The sequence below is a fragment of the Pedobacter westerhofensis genome (assembly GCF_900182595.1).
GTDB classification, from domain to species: Bacteria; Bacteroidota; Bacteroidia; order Sphingobacteriales; family Sphingobacteriaceae; genus Pedobacter; species Pedobacter westerhofensis.
Window position 1 is genome coordinate 318,473 of the sequence record NZ_FXTN01000003.1, and the last position, 26,726, is coordinate 345,198.

The following is a 26,726-nucleotide window of genomic DNA, read 5'->3' on the forward strand; positions in this document are numbered from 1 at the left end:
TCTTAATCTTAACGGTTTCGAATAAATCTGGCGGGTACACCAGCCCAGATTTGATTTGCAGGAATAGATTTATTTACTACTGATCCAGCACCTATTATACTTCCATTTCCAATTGTAACACCCTTCAAAATAGAACAGTGAGTACCAATCCAAACATCCTCTCCCAAAACGATTTTTTCAAAGTTGCATGGCTGTTTGTTGATAAGCGTTCCCAAAACATTTTCATGACCAGTATCTACAAAAGTTGTATTTGAGGCGATTAAACAATCATTCCCAACAATGATCTGGGTGCTTGAGTTGAACTGGCAATCTGCACCAACAAACACATTATCGCCCAGCTGTATATAGTTAAGTCCTGAAAACGGCTGCGTTATTTTAAAAAGAACACCATCTTCAATATCACAATTGTTACCCAATTTTACATTATTAGGCCAGTTGCAGCGAATTTTGCCCAATTTGACATTTCCATTCACACTTAGACCAAGGCTCTTATAATAAACTATTCTGAGGGATTCCCTAAGGCTTAAACTTTTATGCCGGAGTAATGCTAAAAAGTGTTTTTTCATATTAAGAATTATGCTTTAGTACACGATAGAAAAAATAAAAGGAAGACATGATCAGGCCAATACCTACATTGATTATCGAAAACATCAGCACATTAGTTGTATCAGACAAATCCATAAAATAAATCAATAATGCCTGAGCAAGGATACTCACAGAGATATGTACTGCAGGTGGCAATATCCAACCCCGGGCAACAGAAAGTGAATAGGTAATTCCCCCAACCATTCCTATGCATCCCGAAATAGTAATCAATAATATCTCTTCATGAAGATCACCGTAATTTTTACCCAGAATATAAAGTACCTGACTCGGAAACAAGTAAACAAATCCACAAATTAATGCGCTCATACCAAAAAGCAGGAGAACTATCTGAATAAATCTTGATAACAGAACTTTAGGATCATCACTTAGTCTGGCAAATCGTGGAACAACCAAAGTAGAAAATAGGGTAGTAAAAATAGTAAGTACCACTGCGAGCCGTCCTAGCGCTCCAATTTTGGCTATAGAAGCTGTATTTCCATAAATCGAAATCAACCATATTGTGATTTGACTGGAAACACAAAAGTAGATAGCACTTGGCATTGTACGTTTAACCATTTTCAAAATCTCTCTCTTTACTTCAGGATCAGAACCCTGGGAATAATCGGCGAACCTTTCGCCTACTTTTCTAAGCTTTATATTAGCCCATATTCTGGGAAGCCCGTTTGCGAGAATAGCTATAAAGGTGAATGGAAGAAAAAATAAAGAGGCAACCAGCATTAATATACGTGCAATATTAGCTGCCACCTGATTCTTTTGGAGAGGTGTAATATCCTGATTCAGCTTCAGCGGTATTTCCAGTAGATTGTCTGATAGGGCTGCATAGAATGCTGGAATTAAAGACACTGCAATTAATGTAGAACTCATCCAGGTTGCACCATGTGAAATCAAAAGATAAAACAAAATAGGTAGTGATATTGCAAGACTAGCTATTGCAAACTTTTTCCGCATTTCCATTCCTGTTACAACCACTTTACCAAGTGCGACAGGATCCTGCCATACCTTTCCACCCGTTGCTAAGGTACCTGTGCTAATACCTCCGTCGGCAAGCAGAGAAATAGTACCAAGCATAGTATTTGCAAGTGTGTATAACGCGTACTCATCTGTGGGGAGCAATCGTATAATAAAAATCCCGCTAATCAAAGCAATACCCTGCACAAGCATCTGAGCCGACCCGGTTACAGAAACAAGCTTGCCCCATTCAAAAGCTCTTGCATATTTAGGGTTGGCATGTAATTTATATAGCAAGCTTTTCATCCGCTATTTTTTAAATAATTTGGCTAAAAATCCCTTCTGCTCAACTTCCAGTCCGTATCCGTAACCATATCCATAACCATAATTGCCTTCATGTTTCACATCGTTCATCAGGATGGCGATATTTTTCATTCTCTGTGTGATATAAATTTCCTGAGGAATTTCAAGTTGATCTTTGAAAGTGTAACCTTGACGCACGACATATAACGTTAGGTCAGCGTATTTACTTAACAACTGAGCATCTGTAACCATTCCTATCGGGGGCGCATCAATAATAATATAGTCAAACCTTTCCTTTAGTTCCTGCATTAACAGATCAGTACGATCATTTAATATAATTTCAGTTGGGTTAGGCGGAATATTACCTGAATTGATGATGAATAGATTTTCATGTGTACCTGATGGCTTGGTAATAGCGGAAGGTTCTACTTCGGTAGAAACGATATAATTGGTGAATCCAAAATCGTTTTTCATCATCAGCTTGTTAGACAAATTTGGTTTCCGTAGATCCATTTCCATCACCACAACTTTTTTACCGGAAATTGCAAGGACGGTAGCCAGGTTTATCGAGACAAACGATTTACCTTCTCCAGACATGCTTGAAGTAAGAAGAATGGTCTTCTGATTATCCTTAAGAAAAAACGTCAGATTTGTCCTTAATGCCCTGAATTGTTCAGAAATCGGAGTGCGTGAATCCTGGCCTACAACGATAGTCTCAAGTATATTTGCACTTTTACCAATTTCCCCAATGATTGATACCTGCGTATGGTTGGTGACCTGTTCTTTTGAGTTTACTTTGTTATTCATCCTGTCCGCTATAAAAATAACCGCGAAAGGCAGAAAAAGTCCCAAGACAAATCCATATCCCAGGATATTTGTTCTTATTGGACTAATTGGCCCATAAGAAGTTGGTGGCTCAATGATTTTGCAATTTGAGATATTAGATGTTTTAGAAATCGCCGTTTCTTCTCTTTTTTGTAGCAAGAAAACATACAGTTCCTGTTTAATCTGCTGTTGTCTTGATAAATCCAGAAATCCTCTTTCCACTACCGGTACTTTATGGACCTGGCCAGCTAGCTGATTAGAGCGCGATTGGATTTGATCCTTAGAAATGAGCAGTGATTTCCTCATTCCTTTAAGGCTAGTCAACATATCATTCTTTGCCAAAGCAATCTGATTATTCAGATTTTGCATATAGGGGTTATCTTCAGTCTGCCCTATGCTTCTTTTCTCTTTCTCTAAAACAATAGTATTATATCTTTCAACCAGTGTCTGGAATGTCGGATCATCCAATAATATACCGCTTGGAACCAGCCGTTGATTAGAACCGGATGTAGTCAAATAATTTTCAACCGAATTCAACACATTCAATTGCGTTTCAACTTTTGCTTGCTGTTCAAGATATTCACCGCTTGAACTAATCAATAGACTCGACTGAGCGGTGAGGTCAGCAAGTTTGTTTTTCTGCTTAAAATCCTGCACACTGCCTTCAACGCTACCAAGTTCTTTGCCAACATATAACAATCGGTTATCGATAAAAGCAATGGTGCTATCTGCAATTTTATTTTTGTCAAGCAGATTTCCATCGATATAAGCTTTAATTAAGCTATTAAGGATGTCTTCCGAATTTGCAGCAACAGGATTGGTGTAATTCAGGTAAATCATATCTACCTGCTTAATAGGAATAGATACCTCCAATTTGCCCATTAATGCGGAAACTGTATTTTTTATCGTTGATACGCTTATCAGGTATGAAGAATTTTTGTCTATTTCCCCACTCCCCCGTTCAATCTGTACTCTTCCCAAACCGGGTACAACAAAAGGTTGATAAAAATCAACTACCTTATCATAAGTTTTGTTAAATAGTCTCAGTTTATTGCCGCTGAAAGCTAACTCTAAACTAATAGGGCTAATTCTTTCTGGAGAGTCCAGCAGAGTTAGCTTCACAGGACTGTCTTTATATAAGTCCACTGACAAGATCTGTCCCTTATGATAATAAGTGATGTAAGATTTCAAATCTCTCACCACCTTTTCCATCAGATGACGTGTTTTGAAAATTTCGGCCTCTCCTTCAACATTGCTGGAAGTGCTAAACTGCGAACTCAATGCTTTTGCCATGGCGTCTTCTCCAGAAGACTGACCTTTGTCACTGGAGATTAACACTTTTGCAGTTGTTTTATAGATTGGAACTGTATATCTCAAATAAAGATATGAGATCGCCAGACAGATGGCTGCTGAAATAACAAACCAATACCAATTCTTAAGCAGTTTGGTGGCAAGCAATGTAAAATTCACCTTGTTTTTTTCTACAAAGATGTCTTCTTGAACAGGATTCTGATTAATCATGGATATATGTTAAAAGTCTTAAAATCTTGCTACGATGGTTACTAACAGCGTTACTACAGATATAGCAATAGTAATCAACTGAACTTTCTGTGCATCATTTGCAGCTACTCTCGCTTTGGATGGCTCTACATAAACCACATCATTCTGTTGCAGATAGTAATAAGGAGATGCAATGACATCGGATGAATTGAGGTTGAGCCGGATAATATCCTTTTTATCTCCATTGTCCCTCATCAACATTACATTTTCCCTTTTTCCATAAATTGTTAAATCACCAGCTAGAGATATGGCATCAAAAATTGTTATTTTCTCATTTGGCACTGCATATGATGCAGGCTTTCCTACTTCTCCAAGTACAGTAATTTTGTAATTTGCAAATCGCACTTGGACAGTCGGGTCTTTATAATATTTAGATGCCTTTGATTTTATGAGCTCTTTTGCCTGTGTTGTGGTTAATCCCGCGACCTTAATTGACCCAATAATAGGGATCTCGACATTTCCCTCTCCATCTACAAGAAACCCGCTCATGGAAGCTCCTTTTTCCGAATCGCCACCCTCGCCCGAAGATTTAGAAGAAGTTTGGTTAAAAGCTGAAGGATCAGTTACATCCTGAGTTTGAATAGTGATACTTAGAACATCGTCAGTAAGAATTAGTGGTTGTTTAAATGCGGCCTTGGGGATTTGCTGATATTTAGCGGCAGTATCCAGGTTTGATAAATAAACTACATTCTGCGTTTTTCCACAGGAAGAGAGAAGGAACGTGCCTAGCACCAGAATTGCCACAATGAGGTTACTTTTCGTGTATATTTTCTTCATAAATAAAGATTGGTAATTTTAGATTTTAATACAGGAGAATTTACAGTTCTAAAAGGACTTAAATATGTAAAAGCAGAAGAACCATAGTTTGAAAATGAAGGGTTTACATGGCGATAAATATCGCTTTGGGAATGATTAGAGGACATTAATAAAATTTTTCATTAAAAAATCGGACATAGCATACATCAAAATTAAAAACAACAAAAACAATTAAAGTCTATCCATTCCCCCAGTCAATTTATAGGCAGTTATGCAAATAAAACGCAATACCATCTTGGTTATTATATCAAATTCGTTACAATATAGCTTTATTTCTAGTATATTTTAAATAAAACAGTTGTTTTTCTTCAAACATGCTTATTAAACGATACTTTTTTAATGTACTAATGCACAGATAAAGTGGTATTCGATCGTTTTGGTCATAAACTACTAATATAACCGTTAATTGTGATACGTTTTAATTTAAAATGATATTTTTTTCAGCAAACTATTATTGACTAATAAATATTGATCAATTTTAATACCAATTAAAAGTACACAGTAAAATAAATTAACATCCACAATACAGTAAAAAAATCTCACTGCTTATGTATCAAACTGTTAGAAATTACATAGTGTAAAATATACCCTAAGATACATAACAAATTAAGATAGTAATCATATTATTTTAACATTGATATTTATCGCATCTAATAAAGTGTATCGCTATATATACACTTGATTCGTGTTAGGTAGGCAATAAATTACTTCTTGTTGGATTTTTCAAATGGTTTTGAGATCATTCGAGTCGGAAGCATAAAAAAAATACGATATTCACAACCTTTAGCTCTTTTCTCGGAAGTTGTTGTACATTTGAATGGCTGGGATACAAACCTCCTGCCCTGTCCTTTCATCCGATTAGTTTCAGTAATCTACGTGAGGTTCAGTGAACAGCCAAGAAACAATTAATAGGATTTTCAATTTCATTTATTTTTTTTAAATGTTAATTAACGACTCAAACGTCAAGTGGATCAATCCCGATAAAGTATATAGCAGGTGCCCCATTTGTAAAATAGGCTACCTTGACAGGAGAGTACCCAGGGACCCTATTGTAAAATATGTATTGTTTTGGAAGAATGTACGAAGATACAGATGTAATCACTGCTGGAAAAAAGTTTATATCAGAGCCAGTAGAGAACAAGATAAAAAAACTAGCAGCAGCTTCGAGTGTCAGGACAATCAATAGTCTACAATCTATTTACCAAATTTCGTCCTAGATTCTGAATTGGTCATTCACTTAATAATGGACGGGAAACGCCGAAAGAAGTGGAGTCATCGTACTTAATATTACAAGAGGAGTTAGCAAGTCGCTGTTTACAGTTCTCTTAGTTAAATTTATAACAAGACGACCATTTTTTCAATATTGATAAAAGTATTTATTCTATGAAATAAAAATTAATTTCTGCTTTTTTCTAATAATTGAACACGCTCAGTTAATTTATCGTTATCTCGTTTTAGTTCCATAAGATAGAGGGTAAGTTCTTCTACTTTTTTAAGCAGCTTCGCATTCATATCAGCTACGTTGATACCTTGTTTCTCTATTTGAGTTGAAGACGGTATCTCAGGTAAGTGTTTATTCTTTATGATAAACTGATCAAGTTCAGACAAAGGCATTAATTTGTACAGAGGCTCAAAAATATAATCCGGCCAGGTTGCAGCGTCAATGGTAATATTCACTTCCTTTGCATGGACATTTCCATTTACAGCTAACTTATATCCATTCGGATTCGGAGTTCCAATGCCCAGATTACCGTTGGCTTGCAAAAACATAAGCTGCTGCTCATTTCCGTTGTTATCATGGTTGTAAAAAGCAAATCCGCCTTTGTCACCACCTTGTGCATTGGCTATGAAATCTGTTTCGCCCCCGCCCGCAGTTCTGTTCCACCCGATAAATAACTTACCGGAATTTGTCAGGAAATTGAGATTCCCATACGGACTTGTGGAATCTGTACTTACACCCCCAGTGGAAAATGCTCCTTTAATATCCAAGGAAGCTTGAGGAATATTTGTACCGATACCAACGTTGCCATTTGCAAAAATATTCATCAATTGCCTTTGGTTTCCGGAATTGTCGTGATTATAAAAAGCAAAACCTCCTTTATCGCCTCCCTGAGCATTAGATATAAAATCTGTTTCACCACCACCTCCAGTCCTATTCCAGCCAATGAAGAGCTTTCCGGAATTTGTGAGGAAATTTAGATTTCCATAGGAACTGGTTGGATCTGTACTCACACCACCGGTTAAAGCTGTACCAAAGACATCTAATGAGGCTTTTGGTACGGCTGTTCCTATACCCAATTTACCAGGCTTAAAGAAAAAGGTAGTGCCGATAGTTACACCTCCAGAAAAATCTCCACCATAGTTTAGAGCTAGAACGTTTCCGTCATCGTGGACCAGGGCCCTGCCTCCTGAGCCTCTTGGGGGGAAGGAAAAAAGTACGTCAGCAGCCCCATTGTATCTGAACTCTGTTACTTGAGCGCATGCAGTTGCTGATAAAAAGAATAAAATTACTTGAAAAAGCGGTTTTAGATTTTTCATCTGATATAGATTTAAATGATTATGGTGCAATACGATTTTCTAACTTAGTCAACTTGTCTGAAATTGACAGATTAGTTTGTATTAATTCATCTATTTGCTTTTGCTGACGGATGATTATATCATTCTGCCTCGTATCATTCTGATCTTTCTCGATCAGGTGAAGGGTTAGCTCCTCGATTTTTCGTAAAAGTTTTGCATTCATATCTCCTACTTCTATACCATTTTTGTGAACCTCAAGTGCCGTTGGTATTCCGGGTAAATGTTTATATTGCTTAATAAACAAATTCAGTTCAGGTAAAGACTTTTTTTGATATGCATCCTCGAAAACATAGTCTGGCCAATTGGAATTTTCAACCTTGATTTCCCGAGCGCGGATGTTACCATTAACTGAAAGTCTTTCCTGTGGAGTGTAAGTTCCAATTCCAACATTACCGATAAAATAAGAATCACTTCGTACGAGAAACTCTTCGGTAAGATTAAGAAATACTGAATTTGCAGGTGGCTCCTCACGGACAAGATCAGTCGTCCATGCCCCCTGACCTGTGATGAGATTAAGCACCGACCCATAGCCGATATATGATGGGATATTGGCATAAAAAGCCCATGTTGATTGTTCTATCTGAACAACCTTGACTACATCAGTAATGATAGTCCTTCCACTATTATAAAATGAGCCTGAAGCGTAAAAGCCATTATTATTCGAATCCCCGTTGCTTGTTCTAAAATGTATTGTGCATTCTCCCTGCTGGTTTGCAATCGCATTATAACCGCCACCGGCAATGATTTTAACTTCAGCGTCTGCTCCTCCCTGAGGTAGGGTCAAGATTCCGAGCTTATGCCAGCCTGGAAAATTAAAATTATTTCCAATGAGATGCACTTGTGCAGAACTGGAATTAAAGAGGAATAAAAGTAACAGAAGATTGCGAAGATGTTTAAACGTAGTTTTCATATATTATTAATATATCATTTCTATTTTTATAGGATCAATTCTACCGCGCACACTTTTCCCACAAAAGCCTACTGAATTTAGTCATAACGCCTTTGCCCGGGGTCTTTTTTTCTATTACCCGGTTACGCATAGAGGTAGATAAACTGGTTAAACATATTATCACTTTCAGTAAAAGAGCTGAGGCTTGAGCCAATTTCATTCACAGCCGGCTCACTTGAAGGAGTTGTTGCATTTGAAGAAATTACATGGAATAGAAAATCAGCAATGGTCAACACCTTATTTTAAAGCAAATATATTCTCAAAATGCTTTCCTGGGTTAAAGATATATTATCAATATATGAAATGTTAAGTATTTTACTTTAATTTCATTTTTTCCACCCATATATTAGATTTCCCATTAAAGTGATCTACTATTCGCTCTTCTACGTTCTCAGCTTCCCAAACTGATGCTCTTTCTAGACCAATACAATCTTCCTTTTTAGCCGGGATTATATCCCCATTGTTTGGGTTATATAATTCAAAAAAGTCCGGACTAAGTTCATCCTGAATAAATTTCATTGGCAATTTTTTGAGACCCTCTTCCAAAGGTCTATTACCAATCTTCCTCCATCTGCCATCTACAATAACGTCTTTATATACTGCCACAGTAAAAAGCATATCATGCTTCATCACTTCAGATATATCTAAAGCCTTTTTATTAATCACATTATAAATAGCCACAGAAGCTTTATCTAAAACTCTCGCATATGCCAACTTACCATTGGGTAACTTGATTTCTAAGAAATCACCTATAACTCTATTCTGTTTTATCATTTAGTTCCTTTTAAATTCTTTATTTGCCTCACTTTCATAATGCTCTTTCTTAGGATTATTTGGTCCCACGCCATTTATTGCATTACCAGATGTTCCCTTTTCAGATTTCGCACCACCATAATGTTTTATTAATTGTTGCTCTCTCCCTCTGATAGCATCACGATTCGAGGAAGATTTATCCAGCTTCGCTGGTCCAAAGTCTGAATTCATGTGATGATTTTTATCTCTATTAGCAATATTTTCTTCTGGAGTCTTTGTGCCGCTAGTTCTTCCAGAGTATGTTTCTCCTCCAACCCTACTTTCTTTGGTATATGTTTGATAAGTTTTACTTGACGCTTTCCCTTCTCCTCCTTCTGGTAAAGTAGAAATGGCGAGAACAGCATCAAAAACTTTATAGGCCAACTCCACTTTATCTCTAGCAGTATTTGAGCCAGATCTGATATCGTGAATTTTATCATCGACAGCATTTAATCCCAATCCATCCAATATATCATGTGCTAAATCAGCTACAAATGCTTTTATCGGCTCTGTTCTTTTAAGGTAGCCAGTTGCATTTCTGATATATCCTTTCTGATCACCATTACTATATCTATCTCCTGGACCTGATGCATCATCAAAATCTTCTCCAAACATCCCGTCCGGATCTGTATGCCTGATCGGATCGTCAAACCCATACGCATAAGGACTTGCTCTTCGATCCTGCTCTGCCAATGGGTCTATTACGTTCCACCTTCCAATTACCGGATCATAAAACCTTGCCCCGTAATCATACTCCCCTAACTCTTCCTGTAACTCCTTCTTGTTATAAAGGTACTTATTTTCATTCGAAGCGGCCTGTGTTCCTCTCCTCAATCCAAAGGCAAAGTAATCATCTCTTTGCAACACTTCCAAACTACCGTTCGGGTTTTTGTAAAAAGTGGTCCGGTTATTTCCCAAATGATCCGTTAGGGTATACTCGTAACTATAGGTTCCACTATTGTTCCTGGCCAATCCCTCCTCAGTCAGGATGATATCCACTGAGCCATCCCCTTTATGCTGGATACCATTGATGTAATCAGTCGTGCCTGTTAGGCTGCTTGCTTTACGCAATTTGTTTCCTGATGCATCGTACGTATAGCTGATCGTCTTGCTGCCGCTGATTGCATTAGGTAAGTTTAAGTAGTTGTACCCAATGGTGATCCCTTTTTGGCTATCTGTTTGCAGATTACCATTCGCATCATACGCATAGCTGCTATTGGTAAAACCACTGATCTGTGTGAGCTGGTTACCTGCATAACCACTATAGGTATTTGTACCATATCCTTCGCGGGAAAGACTCGTGACATTTCCCATTACATCATAAGCGATACTCTCTCCCAGATTTGGTGAGGCCGCTGTGGTTAAACGGTTCAAACGGTCATAGCCATAGGTAAATGTATTGCCAAGGTTCCCCGGTCCCCAGAGCTGGTTGGCAATATTACCGTTGTACTGGGGAGTTGTCCCATCAGCATATTTCAACTGAACGCTAAAGTTCCCGCTTAAGGAGCTCGATAACCATCCCCGCTCATTATATAAATAGCTGGTGTTCTCCAGGTAACTTGTACCGTTATCCGTACTGTGCAAACTCTTCAAAAGCGGTTGCCCAATCTCGTTATAATTTGTTTTGTTTAGTACTACTTCTCCCTGACTGTTGATGCTTTCCATGATCGCTATCTTACGACCCATGTGGTCATATTCATAGCGATTGGCTATAACCACATTCCCATTCCCTGCAGAAGTACTATGATTGCGCGTACTGGCTGTCAGTTCTCCTGCAAAATTATAGGTATTGTCGATAAGATCACTTCCTCCCAGGTGATTCTCGCTTTTGCTGGTAATCATCCGGCCTTCCTGGTCGTAATAATTTACGCTCAGCAGCATCGTTTGGCTTCCAAGCACTTTCACACGGCTGCCTATAGGCAGTCCTTTGGTCCTGCTGCTGCCCACCTGGCTGCTTCCATTGGGCTGGCCAAAGGTATTGTTGTAAAAATTGTAGTCGTCGTAGTAGGAGTAGGTATAATATTCTAAAATCTCCGAAGTGGGAAGCGCAGCATTTGTATACCCGGTTCCCTGTGCACCAGTATTATCTCTGCTTTCCCACAAGGCGCCCTGGTTGGCAGCATGGCTGTCATAAGCCGTCTGTAATGCAGCACGCCCGCTCGCATTACCGTATACACCGGTAATTACTACCCTGCCCAGCGCATCATATTTACTGAAAAGCCATTGATTGGCCGAGCGCTGGTTCGCATCCTGACTCATCACCACCTGGTCCAGCGCATTGTAAACGATAAACTCCCAGCCTTTGCCCGGGATCTTTTTTTCCATTACCCGGTTCCGCCCGTCATAATGATAGCCATAGATAAACTGGTTAAACACATTATCACTTTCAGTAAAAGAGGAAACGCTTGAGCCATTTTCATTCACAGCCGGCGAAAGCACATAGCTCAGGTTTCCAAAGTCACTAAATATATAATAAGTGGATAAGCTCTTGCTGTTATTCTCCCACACTCTTCTCAGTACCACACGTCCTTCCAGATCCTTAAATTCATCAACCGTACCAGCATGACCATCCGCAGGCACCCAGTTTTCATCTTTGCTAACTGTTTTGTATAAAGTTCCCGCAGTATAATAATTAGCCGCAGATGCGCCCGCCCCGCTGATCAACCAAAGTTTGACCGCATCATCAGAAGTATTGGTACCATAATCTATTTTAGAGGTATGACCTGTATTGCTGCCTGCAACTGGCTGCCAGGATTGCCCGGGCGCCCCTTGTTCCACAACACGGTTTAAAGGCGAGGCCTCAAATACGATCTGGCTAAAGGGGTAGGCAGTTGGGGTGATGCCAGCCTGTGAAGATGTATAAAATGCGCTCAGACCAGTACCGGGCTGAAGGGCGTCGGAACGGTAGCTGCCGCCTGTAGAACTGGCCGTATAAGGCTGGTATTTTTTATCTTCCCTGCCGAACAGGTCATAGGAAACAGGTTGAATCACATCGGCAAAAGAAGGACTTCCCTGTACAGTAACATTTTGTGAGGGACGTCCAAGACCGTCCAGATACTGAATGGTTTGATTGACTTCACAGGTACTGCGCCCTGCCTGGTTAGCCTGGGCATCAGTGAGTACACCAGGGATTTTGAAAACTTTGGTTAGGATATAATTCCTGTCTGCGCTCGGATTGCTGGCCAGGGGAACACAATTCTGAAAAGATGCACCCGTATAAATCCGAACTGTACTACCTTGCGGAACATAGAAACCAGGTTTCAGCGTAACACTACTTGCAGCCTTGATTTCAGATTGCCCGCTATAGGTATCCAACACAAGATTTTGAGCGGATGATAGAAGCACCGAGAATAATAATACGAAAAAGATAAGAAGCCTTAAATATAGATGTCTCATAGTGATAGCGTAATTTTTTGTAGATAGTTAATGCGTGAAAATTTACCATTTTCACCGAAAATCATCCCCTATGCAAAGCAACTACATAGGGAGTTAAAAATCTGTTAATAGCTTTACCAGCAACAATTCTAGCTGATGATGTGCTGGACAACGAACAATTCAAAAAAGAACTACTTATTATAGTTGTATACTGCTTGTTTAATAATATTACCGTTTTGATCTTTTACATATCGAAGCCTTCCAAATTCATCATATTGATAGAAAGTATGGTTGCCTTTCACATCGACATGACTGGTAATACCAGCCAAAGTATTATATGTAAAGTTTTCAATTTCGGCGCCAGGTAAGGCATTACGCAAATTATTCGTCAAGGCCTCAATGGTAGCATCGCTTGGATCCCTGTCACTTCGCAGACTTTCCACTCCTGCATCACCTCCAAGTATATTCTTCACAGTAGAGTAGTCTGCATTGGTAATTTTGGCAATTAGATAGTCCCCTCCATATCCCCACACGTAGCACATGGATGGACCTCTACTCAGTTTCACGGACACGAGATTTCCATGGGTATCATAGTTGGAATATTCCACGCGCCGTTCTTCGGCCTCATTTCCGTGTTTAGAATACTCAGCTGAAGGGGCAAAAAGATTTGCTGTCAATGAAGCATAATCCTTCCACTGATACATCAATGGATTAGAATTTAAGATCTCCTTTTCACCAACGACAGTATTTATCATGTTTTTAGCATACATATTAGCAAATACAGTTGCATTTGGCCCGGTAGCTGCCCGGTCTTTAGGATACTCGGAAACGAATTTACGGATGTCGCCCTTACTGTTAGTAGTAGCGGTCTCCTTCAAATAATAATCATCAGGATCATAAGAGTAGTTGATAACTTTTGCTATAGCCGAAATACCTGAATAGTCTGTAACTGTTTTTCGGGCAACTTCTGACCTTCCAGCTACCGGAGTAAAATTTGAACTTAAAAAATAATGTGGCTCTGCATCCGGTACTATATGAGGAAAAGAATCTTTTGGACCCGCCCATAAAAATTTTACTGGCGCAATACTAACAGAACGAAAATTTTCGACTCTTTGGGCATCACTGGAATAATTATCGGAATACAAATTGTATGTATTTTCAGTTTTCTGTACCAGTTCTCCTGCAACGTTGTATACTTCTTCCTTTTGCAGTAATCCTAAAGCCCAGGGCTTAATGTCATTAGGAACAGCAGGAAAAACATCGTTTCCTATTACAGGATAGTCTCCAAAATTGCTAAAATACCGCACAGTCTTACCTAAACTCATACCATTTGAAGTAATTTTTTCTATAATCCTTTTATAAGTTACGGGACTGCCATTAACATATGCAATGTCATTGACTGTGTTGCTCGTACGGATAGCATAATTGTAATTGAAATTGCCCGAGTAGGAAGGTTGTTCAAATAAATCGGGATCAGATTTATGCTCATAATGAACCTGATAAGTATATTGGGGTCGGAAGCCTAATGCTCCGGACGACGTTATTCCATCTTCATTGACGTACTCGTATTCCTTAGTTTGGACACTTTGATTCTCCGAAAAATCTGCAATCTTTTTAATACGCAAACCGCCAACAAAAGGCTGCACATGACTTAAAACTACAGTAGAAGTACCTCCAGCGTTTGTCTCCCTCCATTTCAATTCCATATAATCGTAATAACCGCTTAGGTTTATGGTATACACCTTAACAAAGTATGACTGATTTTTAACTAAACCACCTAACTCAAAATGTTTTGTAATCTTATATGGGTCTGCCGAAGGGTCACTAAAATTTATCTGTTGTGTAGTAATCAGAGAATTTGAGCTATTGTATAACTCCAGTTTAATCCCGCATCCCGAGTTACAATTCCCTCCAAGAGGATTTACAGAAAAGTCGAATGTTGTCTTGGTATTTGTCTCCCCTCCAAAAACAAATGAAACGCTTGCTGCAGGACTCAAGTCGCTATTAAGCCCTTCATTCATAACCCTGTCGGTATATGGCGGCAAAGTAGTAGTAACTGACTCATTTTGTTCAAGCCAATTGTCTTTCGCCGTATTAGCTTGCATCTCAAAAATCGTATATCCTCCTGTGGGATAGGTGATCTTGGTCATCGATCCAGCAAGCATTCGCAAGGGATCTGTATCCCTGTTCCCTCCGGGAAATTCCCTCCAAGGATTATATTGTCCATTAGGTGCCCTCACATATTCATGTGGTATCAAGCCGCCGTTATTATTGTTTGCATATCCCCAATGATCCTGCTGGGCACTTCCTTTCTGAGGCAAAGTTTGGCTGGTCAGGTATTCAAAGCGATAAGGTTTATCGATTGTTTCAGAAGACCCACCAAAAGGTGTAACGCTAACTAATGTTGCCCTATCAGAAATGGAATAATCATGGTCAAGCTTGAACCCATAAGATAACTGGCTTTTAGAAATAATAATTTTTTTTAGTAAAAAATCACCAGGTAAATCCTGTCTTTGAATATTATCATAGAAGAACTCTACCGTATTGCCATCTGTAAACGTGATTTTTTTGGGGCGCTTTGCATGAAGCACCGTAGATGATCCGAAATTCAGCTGAGATGGATAACCATACCCATCGTTATTGAGAGGAATTGCTTCTGTACTCCCTGCTCCGGAATAGTTAGTAAACGTCGTATTTTCATACAAGAATTCTACGGAATCATTTTGTGTTGGATTGTAAATGTGAGTTAAATACCATGCAGACGTAAAAGAGGGAAATTGTCCATGATTGTTAATGGAGAGCTCATAATCTTCGAAAACATATTTATAGCCACTCTCATCTGTAATAATAAATTTTGAAAATGCTTGATTCCCATTGATGTTATCAAAAAACTTTTCAACTTTAAGCTTGGTCTGTTCTAAAAATAATATATCACCATTTCTACCTAATACAAAACTTCCGCTACGCCCATTAAAATTATAATTAAAGATGTCACATTGGGAATCGACCTTGCCTGCATTCATCTTATTAAACAGCCGCTCATTCACTGGTAGATCAAATGTGTTTCCATCATAACTGGTCGGAGGCATTGTTCTATATAAAAATCCATCTGTTGTAAGCTCATCGTAAGTACCTCTCACCGTACGCGAAACAACTCCGCCAGCATTCAAAGCCCATCCCATTCCAATATTTGATGCAGTTTCATCAACCTTAACTCCACTATTATGATATGCTAGACTTATTGAAATCGATTTACCAAAATTTCGGCCCGACCATGTATATATTGGTACACTGATACTCGGTATTCCCGTAGATTGCCCTACTGGAATACTACCAAATTTATTGATAGAACTGACGTTTGGTGAAGGGGGAATTACATTATCAATACTAGGCGTGAGTGTAGGAGTCTGGCCCAAAGTGGCCAGACCATAAAGTAAAAAAGGAAATATCAAAAGACATCTGTAAATTTTGGGGAGCTTTAATCTGGACATTTTTTGTAAGTATTGAGCGTAATTAATAGAATATTATATTAATAGTAAAAAAGCTATACTATTCTGATCTTGTCATTTTGTTTTAATCCTTAAATTGAGATACAATAGCAATCAATTGATATCTTTCATAATTCCAAATTCATGTTATACTATAAAAAGATACCATATTTAAACAATCACCTTCCTAATTTAGGTAATTAAAATCTTACTTAGCTAAGGTATTTTATAATAAATTTCAAGATTACATATTTAGGTATCAAAATAAGTCTTAATAAGAAACACTTTATATATTAATAGCATGTTAGGATATGGAGTAACTGTTACAGTCAGCTAAACTTCGATCATTTTATACTTTAGAAGCATTTATTTAAAAGTCTACAGAGTAAATTTGAATATGAGCAGATAGTGTCTGGGATTTTATGCAAGTAGGAAAAAAGTCTAGCCAACCGTATTGTATTTAAAGGATCATCGCAGAAGGTTTCCGTCTTTGTGATAAACTCCAAAATTTAACAAATGAACTAACTGAACCTATGATGGTGCTTGTTAGGGTTGGTGCGCATCGCTCCCTCCGTCAATGAAAAGAGGCTCGTGGTGATGCGCAGCCACCATAAGCCTCTTTTCATTGACGAGAGGTTGGGCGGGTGCACTGGCCTTGATTCAAAGGGCGAAGGTTGTTCCCCCGACCAGTCTTGCACTGCCACCATCAATTAACAATACCATGCTGCCGCAGGCCACGCCGTTGACCGACTGGAAGGAGACGGCGGAGCATCGGCCGAGGCTGCCGAGCGGCTATTTAACATAATACTATTATTATCACAGCCTTGAATAAACCCTTTTTTTGGATCACTTGCTGTGACAATAATTCGTATTATGTTATATAGCAACGGGCCGGTTTCACCGGCAGCATGGGCCAGGGGGAAGGGCTAAAAAACACAGGGGGAAGCCCCTTTCGGGCTGGCTGGATTTTTTAACCCTGAAGGTTGTTCTGGGGCAGATCATCAGCTAATCGATCAGGGCAATTACAAAGGCTTACTGCAGGATTGAGATTTAACTTTTGCCTCAGCCTTTGCTTTGGCCTTCGCGAGTTGCCTTAAGTGATATACTTCTTCATGCTATATCTCCGGATATTTTGGTTCATTCTCATACTTGTTTTCCCCTGCTTTAATGACCAGCTTTCCTTTACTTGGAGTAATCTCTATTGTCCTGCCAATATCAAAGCCTAACTTTTCCAGCCACAGGCCTGTTAACCTGAGTTCAGGAACTCTTGTGCTGCCATTATATTTGCCGCAAAATGTAATTGATCTTACGTTTTTATCTCTTTTAGTATTCATTGGAAAGCGGTTTAGGTAATTATTAGATACAAATATATCTAATACACTACAATCCGTCAAGTACTATTGGATTTTATTATCCCTTTTATTTACCTTATTTTTGATTCAGACATAAGTTTTTACACATAAAAGTGTCTTTTAAGGGATGAACACAGGTAAGATCATATCAGTTTTAAGAGATCAGAAAGGATGGTCACAAAGTGATCTGGCTGCTAAAAGCGGTATTTCAAGGGTCATGATTGGCAAGTACGAACGTGAAGAGGCAATTCCTTCCATTGAGGTGGCAAAGAAGATTGCCAGCACTTTTGAAGTGACGCTTGATTATTTGAGTGGAGAGGGAACCAATGCCTCTTTTGACAAAAAGATCGTCAAAAGGATGCAACAGATCGAAGAGTTGCAGGAAGACGATAAAACACAGCTACTGGCTGTTATTGATGCCTTTTTGAGAGATGCCAGTACTAGGAAAGCTTACGGACAATAACAAAGAAAGCCAAGCAGAGCCTGACTTTCTTTGTCTATATATCTTATTCTTCAATTACAAGTACGATGTAACAAGACTTTTCAAGTTCTTTAGATATTTCAAAGGCTTTTACTATACTTTCTTTGGCAGTAATATAACTACGTAATAAGTATTCAGCTTCATTCTCAGTACCCACTTTATCACAATACCAATTCAAATAGACATATTTTTCTCCCCAAAGTTTATAAGCATAAATAAGCTGATTATCTACTTGAGTATATATATCTCCGCCTAAAACAGCTACCTTACTATCACGAAGTAATTCTAATGCTTCCAGAGCATCTTTTACTGACAAAGCCATTTCATCGCTACCTGGATTAATTTCACTTAACGGCAATCCTTTTTCTTTTACAAGATCAAAATAGGCAATTGAAGTTTTCATAATACTAATGTATATTAAAATATCTATGGTTGATCAGTCCATTCGCATCTTTAGTGTATTCAAATACGCCTGCCTTTCCTTGATAATTACCTTGCATTTTCAACCATTGGTAAGGATTACCATCACCTCCAACTTTCGTCGACCATTGACCAAACTTAGCTGCAAAACCATCTACACTATTAGGAAAAGCATGAACTATATCATCTACCTTCCCCATCTGCTGGGAAACCTTTTGTGTGTAAGACGCACCTTCAAAAAAGGACGCAGCTTTACTTGCAACATAATCACTTAGCCCACCAAGAAATTCTGATTTCCGTGCTGCTTGCCCTAGTAAGAAATTCCCGGCAGCCTCACCTCCGCCAACTTCACCAGAGGCAATAATGGCAACTCCTGTGGCAATTCCCTCAGCAACATTAAGCATTGGCATATTTGCTCGTACTGATTCTGCAAGACTAGGGCCTGCTGTGTTTGCTGCCAGTTCAGGCATTTTATAATTCCAGCTTTGATCTGAATTTAACTGAACAGTGTAACCTTGAGAGGTAGAATATTCCCCGGTTTTACCTATATAAGTATCACCTTTTTTCAGGTCTTTATCCTTTGCACTGGTAACGGCAGCATCCCAATAGGGAAGCTTGTTTCTACCCATTACCCAATCCTCAGGCTCCATTCCGTCCGGATCAGTGAAGCGTATCGGATTATTGAATCCATAAGCATAAGGAGAGATCCTTGTCATCTTCTCAGCCAGTGGATCAATTACATTCCACCTTCCAATCACTGGATCGTAGAAACGAGTAGAAAAGTCATACTGGCCCAACTCTTCTTGTAACTCCTTCCCATTGTAAAGATACTTATTTTCATTCGAAGCGGCCTGTGTTCCCCGTCTCAATCCAAAGGCAAAGTAATCATCTCTTTGCAACACTTCCAAACTACCGTTCGGGTTTTTGTAAAATGTGGTCCGGTTATTTCCCAAATGATCTGTCAGGGTGTACTCGTAACTATAGGTTCCACTATTGTTCCTGGCCAATCCTTCTTCAGTCAGGATAATATCAACCGATCCATCTGCTTTGTGCTGGATACCATTGATGTAATCAGTTGTACCTGTCAAGTTGCTTGCTTTACGCAGCTTGTTTCCTGATGCATCGTACGTATAGCTGATCGTCTTGCTGCCGCTGATAACACTGGGTAGGTTCAGGTAATTGTACCCAATCGTGATCCCTTTTTGGCTATCCGTTTGTAGATTACCATTTGCATCATAGGCATAACTGCTATTGGTAAAACCACTGATCTGTGTGAGCTGGTTACCTGCATAACCACTATAGGTATTTGTACCATATCCTTCGCGGGAAAGACTGGTGATATTTCCCATTACATCATAAGCGATATTCTCTCCAAGATTTGGTGAGGCCGCTGTAGTTAAACGGTTCAAACGGTCATAGCCATAGGTAAATATATTGCCAAGGTTCCCCGGTCCCCATAGCTGGTTGGCAATATTACCGTTATACTGGGGAGTTGTCCCATCAGCATATTTAAACTGAACGCTAAAATTCCCGCTTAAGGAGCTCGACAACCATCCCCGCTCATTATATAAATAGCTGGTGTTCTCCAGGTAACTTGTACCGTTATCCGTACTGTGCAAACTCTTCAAAAGCGGTTGCCCAATCTCGTTATAATTTGTTTTGTTTAGTACTACTTCTCCCTGACTGTTGATGCTTTCCATGATCGCTATCTTACGACCCATGTGGTCATATTCATAGCGATTGGCTATAACCACATTCCCATTCCCTGCAGAAGTACTATGATTGCGCGTACTGGCTGTCAGTTCTCCTGCAAAATTATAGCTATTGTCGATAAGATCACTTCCCCCCAGGTGATTCTCGCTCTTGCTGGTAATCATCCGGCCTTCCTGGTCGTAATAATTTACGCTCAGCAGCATCGACTGGCTCCCAAGCACTTTCACGCGGCTGCCTGTAGGCAGTCCTTTGGTCCTGCTGCTGACCACCTGGCTGCTTCCGTTGGGCTGGCCAAAGGTATTGTTGTAAAAATCGTAGTCGTCGTAGTAGGAGTAGGTATAATATTCTGTAATCTCCGAAGTGGGAAGCGCAGCATTTGTATACCCGGTTCCCTGTGCCCCAGTATTATCCCTGCTTTCCCACAAGGCGCCCTGGTTGGCAGCATGACTGTCATAAGCCGCCTGTAATGCAGCACGCCCACTCGCATTACCGTATATACCGGTAATCAGTACCCTGCCCAGCGCATCATATTTGCTGAAAAGCCATTGATTGGCGGAACGCTGGTTCGCATCCTGACTCATCACCACCTGGTCCAGCGCATTGTAAACGATAAACTCCCAGCCTTTGCCAGGAAGCTTTTTTTCTATTACCCGGTTCCGCCCGTCATAATGATAGCCATAGATAAACTGGTTAAACACAATATCACTTTCAGTAAAAGAGCTGAGGCTTGAGCCATTTTCATTCACAGCCGGCGGAAGAACATAACTCAGGTTCCCAAAGTCGTTATAAATATAATAAGTCGATAAGCTCCTGCTGTTATTCTCCCAAACCCTTTTCAGTACCACATGTCCTTCCAAATCCTTGTATTCATCAACCGTACCGGTATGACCATCTGCAGGCACCCAATTCTCATCTTTGGTAATGGTTTTATATAAAGCTCCGGCAGTATAATTGTTAGCTGCAGAGGCACCGGCACCGCTGATTAACCAAAGTTTGACCGCATCATCAGCAGTATTGGTACTATAATCTGTTTTAGAGGTATGCCCGGTATTGCTGCCTGCAACTGGCTGCCAGGATTGCCCGGGCGCCCCTTGTTCCACAACACGGTTTAAAGGCGAGGCCTCAAATACGATCTGGCTAAAGGGGTAGGCAGTTGGGGTGATGCCAGCCTGTGAAGATGTATAAAACGCGCTCAGACCAGCACCGGACTGAAGGGCATCGGAACGGTAAGTGCCTCCTGTTGAAGGAGCGGTGTATGGCTGGTATTTCTTATCTTCCCTGCCAAACAGGTCATAGGAAACAGGTTGGATCAAATCGCCAAAAGAAGGACTTCCCTGTATAGTAACATTTTGTGAGGGACGTCCAAGTCCGTCCAGATATTGAATGGTCTGATTGACTTCACAGGTACTGCGCCCTGCCTGATTAGCCTGGGCATCAGTGAGTACACCAGGGACTTTGAAAACTTTGGTTAGGATATAATTCCTGTCTGCGCTCGGATTGCTCGCCAGGGGAACACAATTCTGAAAAGATGCACCCGTGTAAATCCGAACAGTACTACCCTGCGGAACATAGAACCCAGGTTTCAGCGTAACACTACTTGCAGCCTTGATTTCAGATTGCCCGCTATAGGTATCCAACACCAGATTTTGAGCGGATGAAATAAACACCCATGAAGATAGTACGAATATGATAAGAAGCCTTAAATATAGATATCTCATAACGATAGCTTAGTTTTTAAAATGATAATTGCTACTTTTTAAAATGTTCCCGTTCTGATCTTTTATCCGTTTTAATCGTTGAAGCCCATCGTATTCATAATACGTTGCCTTTCCCTTCTCATCTGTCACGCTGCTAATTCCAACTAGAGGATTGTGGGTAAAGGTTTTCATGATTGCATCTGAAGGCTGAATCTGAATATCGTCATAAGCATCCCCACCTGTCAACTGAAATGAATTAGTAGTAAAAGGTTGGGCATTTGAAAATTTCCACACTCCTCCCGTTCGGTACCAATAGCTGATCACGTATGTTCTGGTATTAGGAGCAGCCCAGTTCACAAGATATGATCCAGCGATATACATGTTTCCTGTATGCGCAACGCCAGCAGTCACGCCAGCGAGATTACTAAGTTCAAAACCTTCGTAGAAAAACTCATCATACCCTGCATTCTTGCATTCTGCTACTGGATAAAGATTGTTATAGCCCCATTTGTATGAACTTTTTTGTTCGTTATTTACACCACCAAAATTTGACCACTCGAGCAAATTTCCATCATTATCATACCTGTTATATTTCAATCTGGTTTCCATTGTACCATTAGTAAGCGCCTTCATGGCATAATCCGGTACGATGCTTCCGGCAACATTTTTATAACTGGTGGCCGATCTACCAACAAAGGCACCATCCTTTGTTACAGTTTGTTCTACAACAGCATTTTTTATTGATTGTGACCTTAATAAATCGCTGCCATAGGAGGAGTCCGAAAAATCAGAAGCATATTTATCATTAATCACATTTACCTTGCCGTCACTGCCAGTTTTCGTTGTTCTGGTTATTTGTAAATGGTTTGTATTATCATAATCATAGCGAACATTATTTACTAACGGAGAACTAGCATTAGAATAATCGGTTTCTGTAATGGTACTTAGCTTACGCGACGCACTCTGAATTGAGTATCCTATTTTGATAAATTCGTCAAAAGACTCCTGACATCGTAGTGATGCAGGTATATAACGGTATTTTGGAAAAACCTGAAGAACTTTTTCAAGATAATTTTCACCGGGGTTTCCATATACAAATACCGTACTCTTTAGGGGTTTAAAGGAACCATCAGAATTAAGACTGTAAATAGCTGTACTGGTAGGAATACTTGTCATTCCAAGGCTGTTATCAACAAATTCGCTATTGCCTGGTAAAGTTGGGTTATATATTGGCACAAAAGCCCCCGCTGCACTAAATGTAGATATAGTTTGTCCATTAGAAATGCCATTAGTATCATAACTTGTTTTTCTAACATCCTGATATAATACATTTGCACCCTCGAAATTTTGTCCACCGAACCCCGACGTTCCATAGTAAATAATTGACTGCAAAATTTCCGGCCGTAAGAAGCATGGGTTAGCGACATCCTGACGATATCTCCTATAAGTAGTTTTAATATAGTTGTTTGCCAATGCAACATCATTCTTACCCACAACAGCACTGTGATATTGGTATTCTTCCCGACCCAAAAGATTGCCTGTATGATCAAAATTTCTGATACCCGCAATACGTAAGCCCGCTCCTGCTCTCGTAACTGTTGAAACAATTCGTCTTTGAGCACTTAAAGAAAAGTTAATATTGGTTGTTGCATCGTCATCAACCGTTAAGATGATTTGATATGTATGTGTTGGATCAAAGGAAAATGAACCTGTTACGGTGTATGCAACAGCATTGTTGCCAACATGCTCCCATGAACCCAAATTGACACCTGTGGTCGCATCTCTTAGCACAGCATACTGAGGATAGTCAAGAGCGGCCATGTTGTTATTAGGAGAAAACACTAAAGTCATAGAACCCAAATTATTTAGAACATCAGTTGGCCAAGAGATATTCGTTGTTACAGTTGTTGGTTTACGCTTCCCAATACCTCTCAAAATAACGTTAGAGATATTTACATTTGTGATCTGCTCTGAATCGGAAACGAATTGGTTAGACTCATAAGAAAATTCAGATGAACCACCAGTTGGATAGATGATTTTCTGTAAAATTCCTGCTCTGATAGTAGCATCAGAAGCATTTCTATTTCCACTTCCCACTAATTGGTTATTAGACTTAAACAAATATAGTTCTGGCGCGTTTGGGCTAACATTGGGTAATAAGGAGTTTGAAAAAGATCCATTGTAAAAGCCCCAGTAATCAACAGAAAGCGAGTTAATACTTGGTAAGGGTAAATCATTGTATATAAACTGATGCGTCTCAGGCTGTTCGTCAGTATTTATAGGAATCTTATTCAACGACTGCAAACGCAACCGATAATCAAATTGATCACTAATAGGTTGTGCAGTGGTAAAATAATCATGATTCAATTGGTATTTTTGTGTTCGGATATAACTGTTATTTAACCCTTTACTAAAAACAACAATACTGTCAAGCATACAACCTAAATAATCTCGGCGGGGCGTATTAGAAAAGAAAGTCACTTTACCCTTTTTAAAAAGTATTTCGCTTAAAACCATATATCCGTGAAAGAAGTAACTGGTACTACTACTTATTCCCAGATCCTCATAAACATTATTATCTGCGCCGGTGATATATGCGTGCATTTCGCTAGTAGACGATTCTTCTGAAGAACCACCTTGCGCGGTTGCAGTAATGTATTTAAAGTAGACAGTATCTTTTGTATCAGAAGAAATAATTTTCGACAGATACCAGGACTGCGTATAATTATTTGTTTCTGCCGGCCCATTACCGTCATTGAAATAGTTTTGCTTATCCTGATAATAATAATGTGTACCATCTGTACCTGTGATTTGATAACTATTGTTGATAGACTGACCACCATTTACAGTTACACGCTCAATTTCAATTGGCTCATTGGGGATTGGTTGAAATTTTGATGTCGTCTGACTGTATAAAAAACGGCCGGCTAACCCTGGCATATTATAGCTGAAAAAATCTGGATTGGCATCATTAATATTTTCAGCATACTGCCTCAATAGATTAACATCCTGACTATTTTCAATAGCCGCAACAGTATTACCACCACTGAACCACCCATTTGTGACCTCATCCGGCAAACCTCTAACTCCTCTAGAGATCACACCACCTGCATTCAGGGACCACCCTAAGCCCACAAAAGTTGCTTTTTGATTAACCTGTATGCCAGAGGCATGGTAGCTTAAAGAAATTGGGACTTTTATCTTACCTGTATTAATTTCATAGATAGGTATACTGATATTAGGAACACCAGTGGATTCGCTGACGGGCGTATTGCCATATTTAGCGAATTCTGCTGCTTCTGGCGCCAGAGGTATTACCTTTGGAGGCGTTTCTTGGGAGGAAGATTGCAAAGAGAAAGAGCATATTAGCACTGCGACAATAAATTTAAGATAACTTATTTTCATGTTTTTTCAGAAATTAGTTAGTTGCCAGATATTTTAACTACTTATACAAGCAGCGGTAGGATTTAAAAATTAATTAATACGTATGCTAAGCTCAGCTAATTTTTCATTTAGCTTATCAATTTGATATTGTTGATCCCTTATTTGGCGATCGTGGAGCTTTTCAATTTTATCCTTCTCGATCAGATAAAGCGTGAGCTCCTCAATTTTTCGAAGCAGCTTTGTATTCATGTCTCCGATATTTATCCCATTTTCATTTACCTCTTTTGCAGAAGGTATCTCCGGAAGATGTTGATAGGTGTTGATGTATTTCTCAAGATCAGGTAAGGAATAAGTTTTGTAATCTTTTTCGAAAACATAATCTGGCCAGTTTGCTTGAAGCTTGACAGTTACAGCTTCTGCCAAAATCCCTCCACCAACAGCCATTTTATACGGACCGTTATTAGGGCTGGGACCGTTCGCATTTATTCCTACAAACAATTTCCCATCACCAGTCAACCACATCAATTGCTGCTCCGTCCCAGTGTTGGAATGATTATAAAAGGCAAAACCTCCAACGCTTCCTGCACCTTGGTTACCTACAAAGTCAGTTTCTCCGGCTCCTTTGCTTTTGTTCCATCCAATAATCATTCGCCCAGTATGTTCAAGAAAACTTAAATTTCTGTCTGGAATTGTACTATCCAAATTTGCACTATTTCCACCTGCAACGAGAGTTCCGTTCACATCAAAATCCCCATGTGGAGTGGCGGTTTTTACCCCAACATTGCCTGCAAAATAGCCCTGACCATCTGCTCTGACAGCAAAATTTCTGACGCCATTTGTAAAACCATCGTAATAGTAATTGATGGTACCATTTGCATTATCGGTTAAAGCGTGAAAAATTCCTGTAGGGTAATCGTACGTTGATCCAATCTGTCTACCAGTGAAAAACACCTGACCAACGCCGGATTGGATAGTAATTTTGCTATTGTTTAGAACGCCGTCATTATTGGAAGTTAGTACCTGAGACCAAACCTGACTCGGATTACCACCAGTTTTGCGGAAATAAAGCATCTGATCACTGAAACTTCCTGAAAACTGCATGGCAAAATTATTAGTCGCGTTAGAATGCCGCACGTCAAGCAAATGCCACCACCCTTGCGCACCTGCGGGGAAGTTCACAGGATTCTGCGTCTGGAAAAATCCCGATTTTGCACCCGCGTCACCTTGAAGTCCAGCATCATTACGTGTATCTGTTCTTGAATCACCCTCACCCCATTGGGCGTTTACCACTATGCTTTTTAGAAGGAATCCAGCAAATAGGACATAGAATTTATTCATGATAATTACAGCAATTTGCTACCTCCAACTTTGAATATTTGCTAGTAGCATTCGTCAGATTAATACACATAAGGAGATACATACCCAGTAATGGAGATTTTA

At 39.6% G+C, this 26,726-nt stretch carries 15 protein-coding genes; 1 reads left to right on the forward strand and 14 read right to left on the reverse strand.

Translation table 11 applies throughout. The features are described 5' to 3' along the window. Positions 1 to 8 precede the first annotated feature (8 nt). The 10 genes from FN831_RS28095 to FN831_RS06810 all read right to left on the reverse strand — a co-directional run bounded on the left by FN831_RS28095 (position 9) and on the right by FN831_RS06810 (position 17,573). Positions 9 to 566, reverse strand: coding sequence for an acyltransferase (locus tag FN831_RS28095; protein ID WP_142527448.1), 558 nt, complete (start codon positions 564 to 566; stop codon positions 9 to 11). A 1-nt stretch (position 567) separates the two neighbouring features. Continuing rightward, positions 568 to 1,860: a lipopolysaccharide biosynthesis protein gene (locus FN831_RS06770; protein WP_142527449.1), complete on the reverse strand. Its 1,293-nt coding sequence runs from the start codon at positions 1,858 to 1,860 to the stop codon at positions 568 to 570. Between the two features lie 3 nt (positions 1,861 to 1,863). Next, positions 1,864 to 4,203, reverse strand: a complete 2,340-nt coding sequence (locus tag FN831_RS06775) for a GumC family protein (protein ID WP_142527450.1) — start codon at positions 4,201 to 4,203, stop codon at positions 1,864 to 1,866. 18 nt (positions 4,204 to 4,221) lie between these two features. Next, positions 4,222 to 5,019, reverse strand: a complete 798-nt coding sequence (locus FN831_RS06780; protein WP_142527451.1) for a polysaccharide biosynthesis/export family protein — start codon at positions 5,017 to 5,019, stop codon at positions 4,222 to 4,224. 1,434 nt (positions 5,020 to 6,453) lie between these two features. Beyond that, positions 6,454 to 7,596, reverse strand: coding sequence for a hypothetical protein (locus FN831_RS06785; protein ID WP_142527452.1), 1,143 nt, complete (start codon positions 7,594 to 7,596; stop codon positions 6,454 to 6,456). Between the two features lie 19 nt (positions 7,597 to 7,615). Then, the gene (locus FN831_RS06790) at positions 7,616 to 8,545 is read right to left on the reverse strand and encodes a hypothetical protein (protein ID WP_142527453.1); all 930 of its coding nucleotides are present in this window, start codon (positions 8,543 to 8,545) and stop codon (positions 7,616 to 7,618) included. Between the two features lie 354 nt (positions 8,546 to 8,899). Further along, entirely contained in the window at positions 8,900 to 9,358 is a 459-nt protein-coding gene (locus tag FN831_RS06795; RefSeq protein ID WP_142527454.1) for an immunity 26/phosphotriesterase HocA family protein, read from the reverse strand. Further along, a complete protein-coding gene (locus tag FN831_RS06800; protein WP_185960406.1) occupies positions 9,359 to 12,691 on the reverse strand; it encodes a DUF6443 domain-containing protein in 3,333 nt (1,110 codons plus the stop codon). A gap of 251 nt (positions 12,692 to 12,942) precedes the next feature. Next, positions 12,943 to 16,242, reverse strand: coding sequence for a hypothetical protein (locus FN831_RS06805; protein WP_142527456.1), 3,300 nt, complete (start codon positions 16,240 to 16,242; stop codon positions 12,943 to 12,945). A 1,112-nt stretch (positions 16,243 to 17,354) separates the two neighbouring features. Continuing rightward, positions 17,355 to 17,573, reverse strand: a complete 219-nt coding sequence (locus FN831_RS06810) for a SymE family type I addiction module toxin (RefSeq protein ID WP_142527457.1) — start codon at positions 17,571 to 17,573, stop codon at positions 17,355 to 17,357. 145 nt (positions 17,574 to 17,718) lie between these two features. Between FN831_RS06810 and FN831_RS06815 the strand changes: the two genes are divergently transcribed. Beyond that, a complete protein-coding gene (locus FN831_RS06815; RefSeq protein WP_142527458.1) occupies positions 17,719 to 18,054 on the forward strand; it encodes an RstR family transcriptional repressor in 336 nt (111 codons plus the stop codon). Positions 18,055 to 18,097: 43 nt separating this feature from the next. Here the strand turns inward: FN831_RS06815 and FN831_RS06820 are convergent, their stop codons facing one another. From FN831_RS06820 to FN831_RS27630, 4 genes are all read right to left on the reverse strand, one after another. After that, a complete protein-coding gene (locus tag FN831_RS06820) occupies positions 18,098 to 18,475 on the reverse strand; it encodes an Imm40 family immunity protein (protein WP_142527459.1) in 378 nt (125 codons plus the stop codon). A 4-nt stretch (positions 18,476 to 18,479) separates the two neighbouring features. Continuing rightward, positions 18,480 to 21,923, reverse strand: coding sequence for a DUF6443 domain-containing protein (locus FN831_RS06825; RefSeq protein WP_142527460.1), 3,444 nt, complete (start codon positions 21,921 to 21,923; stop codon positions 18,480 to 18,482). A 9-nt stretch (positions 21,924 to 21,932) separates the two neighbouring features. Then, positions 21,933 to 25,307 (reverse strand): hypothetical protein, encoded by a 3,375-nt coding sequence (locus FN831_RS06830; RefSeq protein ID WP_142527461.1) that lies wholly within the window; start codon positions 25,305 to 25,307, stop codon positions 21,933 to 21,935. A gap of 69 nt (positions 25,308 to 25,376) precedes the next feature. After that, positions 25,377 to 26,624: a hypothetical protein gene (locus FN831_RS27630; protein ID WP_185960407.1), complete on the reverse strand. Its 1,248-nt coding sequence runs from the start codon at positions 26,622 to 26,624 to the stop codon at positions 25,377 to 25,379. Positions 26,625 to 26,726: the final 102 nt, after the last annotated feature.

Coding starts and splice junctions, on each gene's coding strand:
- FN831_RS06780 (WP_142527451.1), bottom strand. CDS start 5,019: ATGAAGAAAATATACACGAAAAGTAACCTCATTGTGGCAATTCTGGTG.
- FN831_RS06820 (WP_142527459.1), bottom strand. CDS start 18,475: ATGAAAACTTCAATTGCCTATTTTGATCTTGTAAAAGAAAAAGGATTG.
- FN831_RS06770 (WP_142527449.1), bottom strand. CDS start 1,860: ATGAAAAGCTTGCTATATAAATTACATGCCAACCCTAAATATGCAAGA.
- FN831_RS06805 (WP_142527456.1), bottom strand. CDS start 16,242: ATGTCCAGATTAAAGCTCCCCAAAATTTACAGATGTCTTTTGATATTT.
- FN831_RS27630 (WP_185960407.1), bottom strand. CDS start 26,624: ATGAATAAATTCTATGTCCTATTTGCTGGATTCCTTCTAAAAAGCATA.
- FN831_RS06775 (WP_142527450.1), bottom strand. CDS start 4,203: ATGATTAATCAGAATCCTGTTCAAGAAGACATCTTTGTAGAAAAAAAC.
- FN831_RS06785 (WP_142527452.1), bottom strand. CDS start 7,596: ATGAAAAATCTAAAACCGCTTTTTCAAGTAATTTTATTCTTTTTATCA.
- FN831_RS06830 (WP_142527461.1), bottom strand. CDS start 25,307: ATGAAAATAAGTTATCTTAAATTTATTGTCGCAGTGCTAATATGCTCT.
- FN831_RS06790 (WP_142527453.1), bottom strand. CDS start 8,545: ATGAAAACTACGTTTAAACATCTTCGCAATCTTCTGTTACTTTTATTC.
- FN831_RS06795 (WP_142527454.1), bottom strand. CDS start 9,358: ATGATAAAACAGAATAGAGTTATAGGTGATTTCTTAGAAATCAAGTTA.
- FN831_RS06810 (WP_142527457.1), bottom strand. CDS start 17,573: ATGAATACTAAAAGAGATAAAAACGTAAGATCAATTACATTTTGCGGC.
- FN831_RS06815 (WP_142527458.1), top strand. CDS start 17,719: ATGAACACAGGTAAGATCATATCAGTTTTAAGAGATCAGAAAGGATGG.
- FN831_RS28095 (WP_142527448.1), bottom strand. CDS start 566: ATGAAAAAACACTTTTTAGCATTACTCCGGCATAAAAGTTTAAGCCTT.
- FN831_RS06825 (WP_142527460.1), bottom strand. CDS start 21,923: ATGAGATATCTATATTTAAGGCTTCTTATCATATTCGTACTATCTTCA.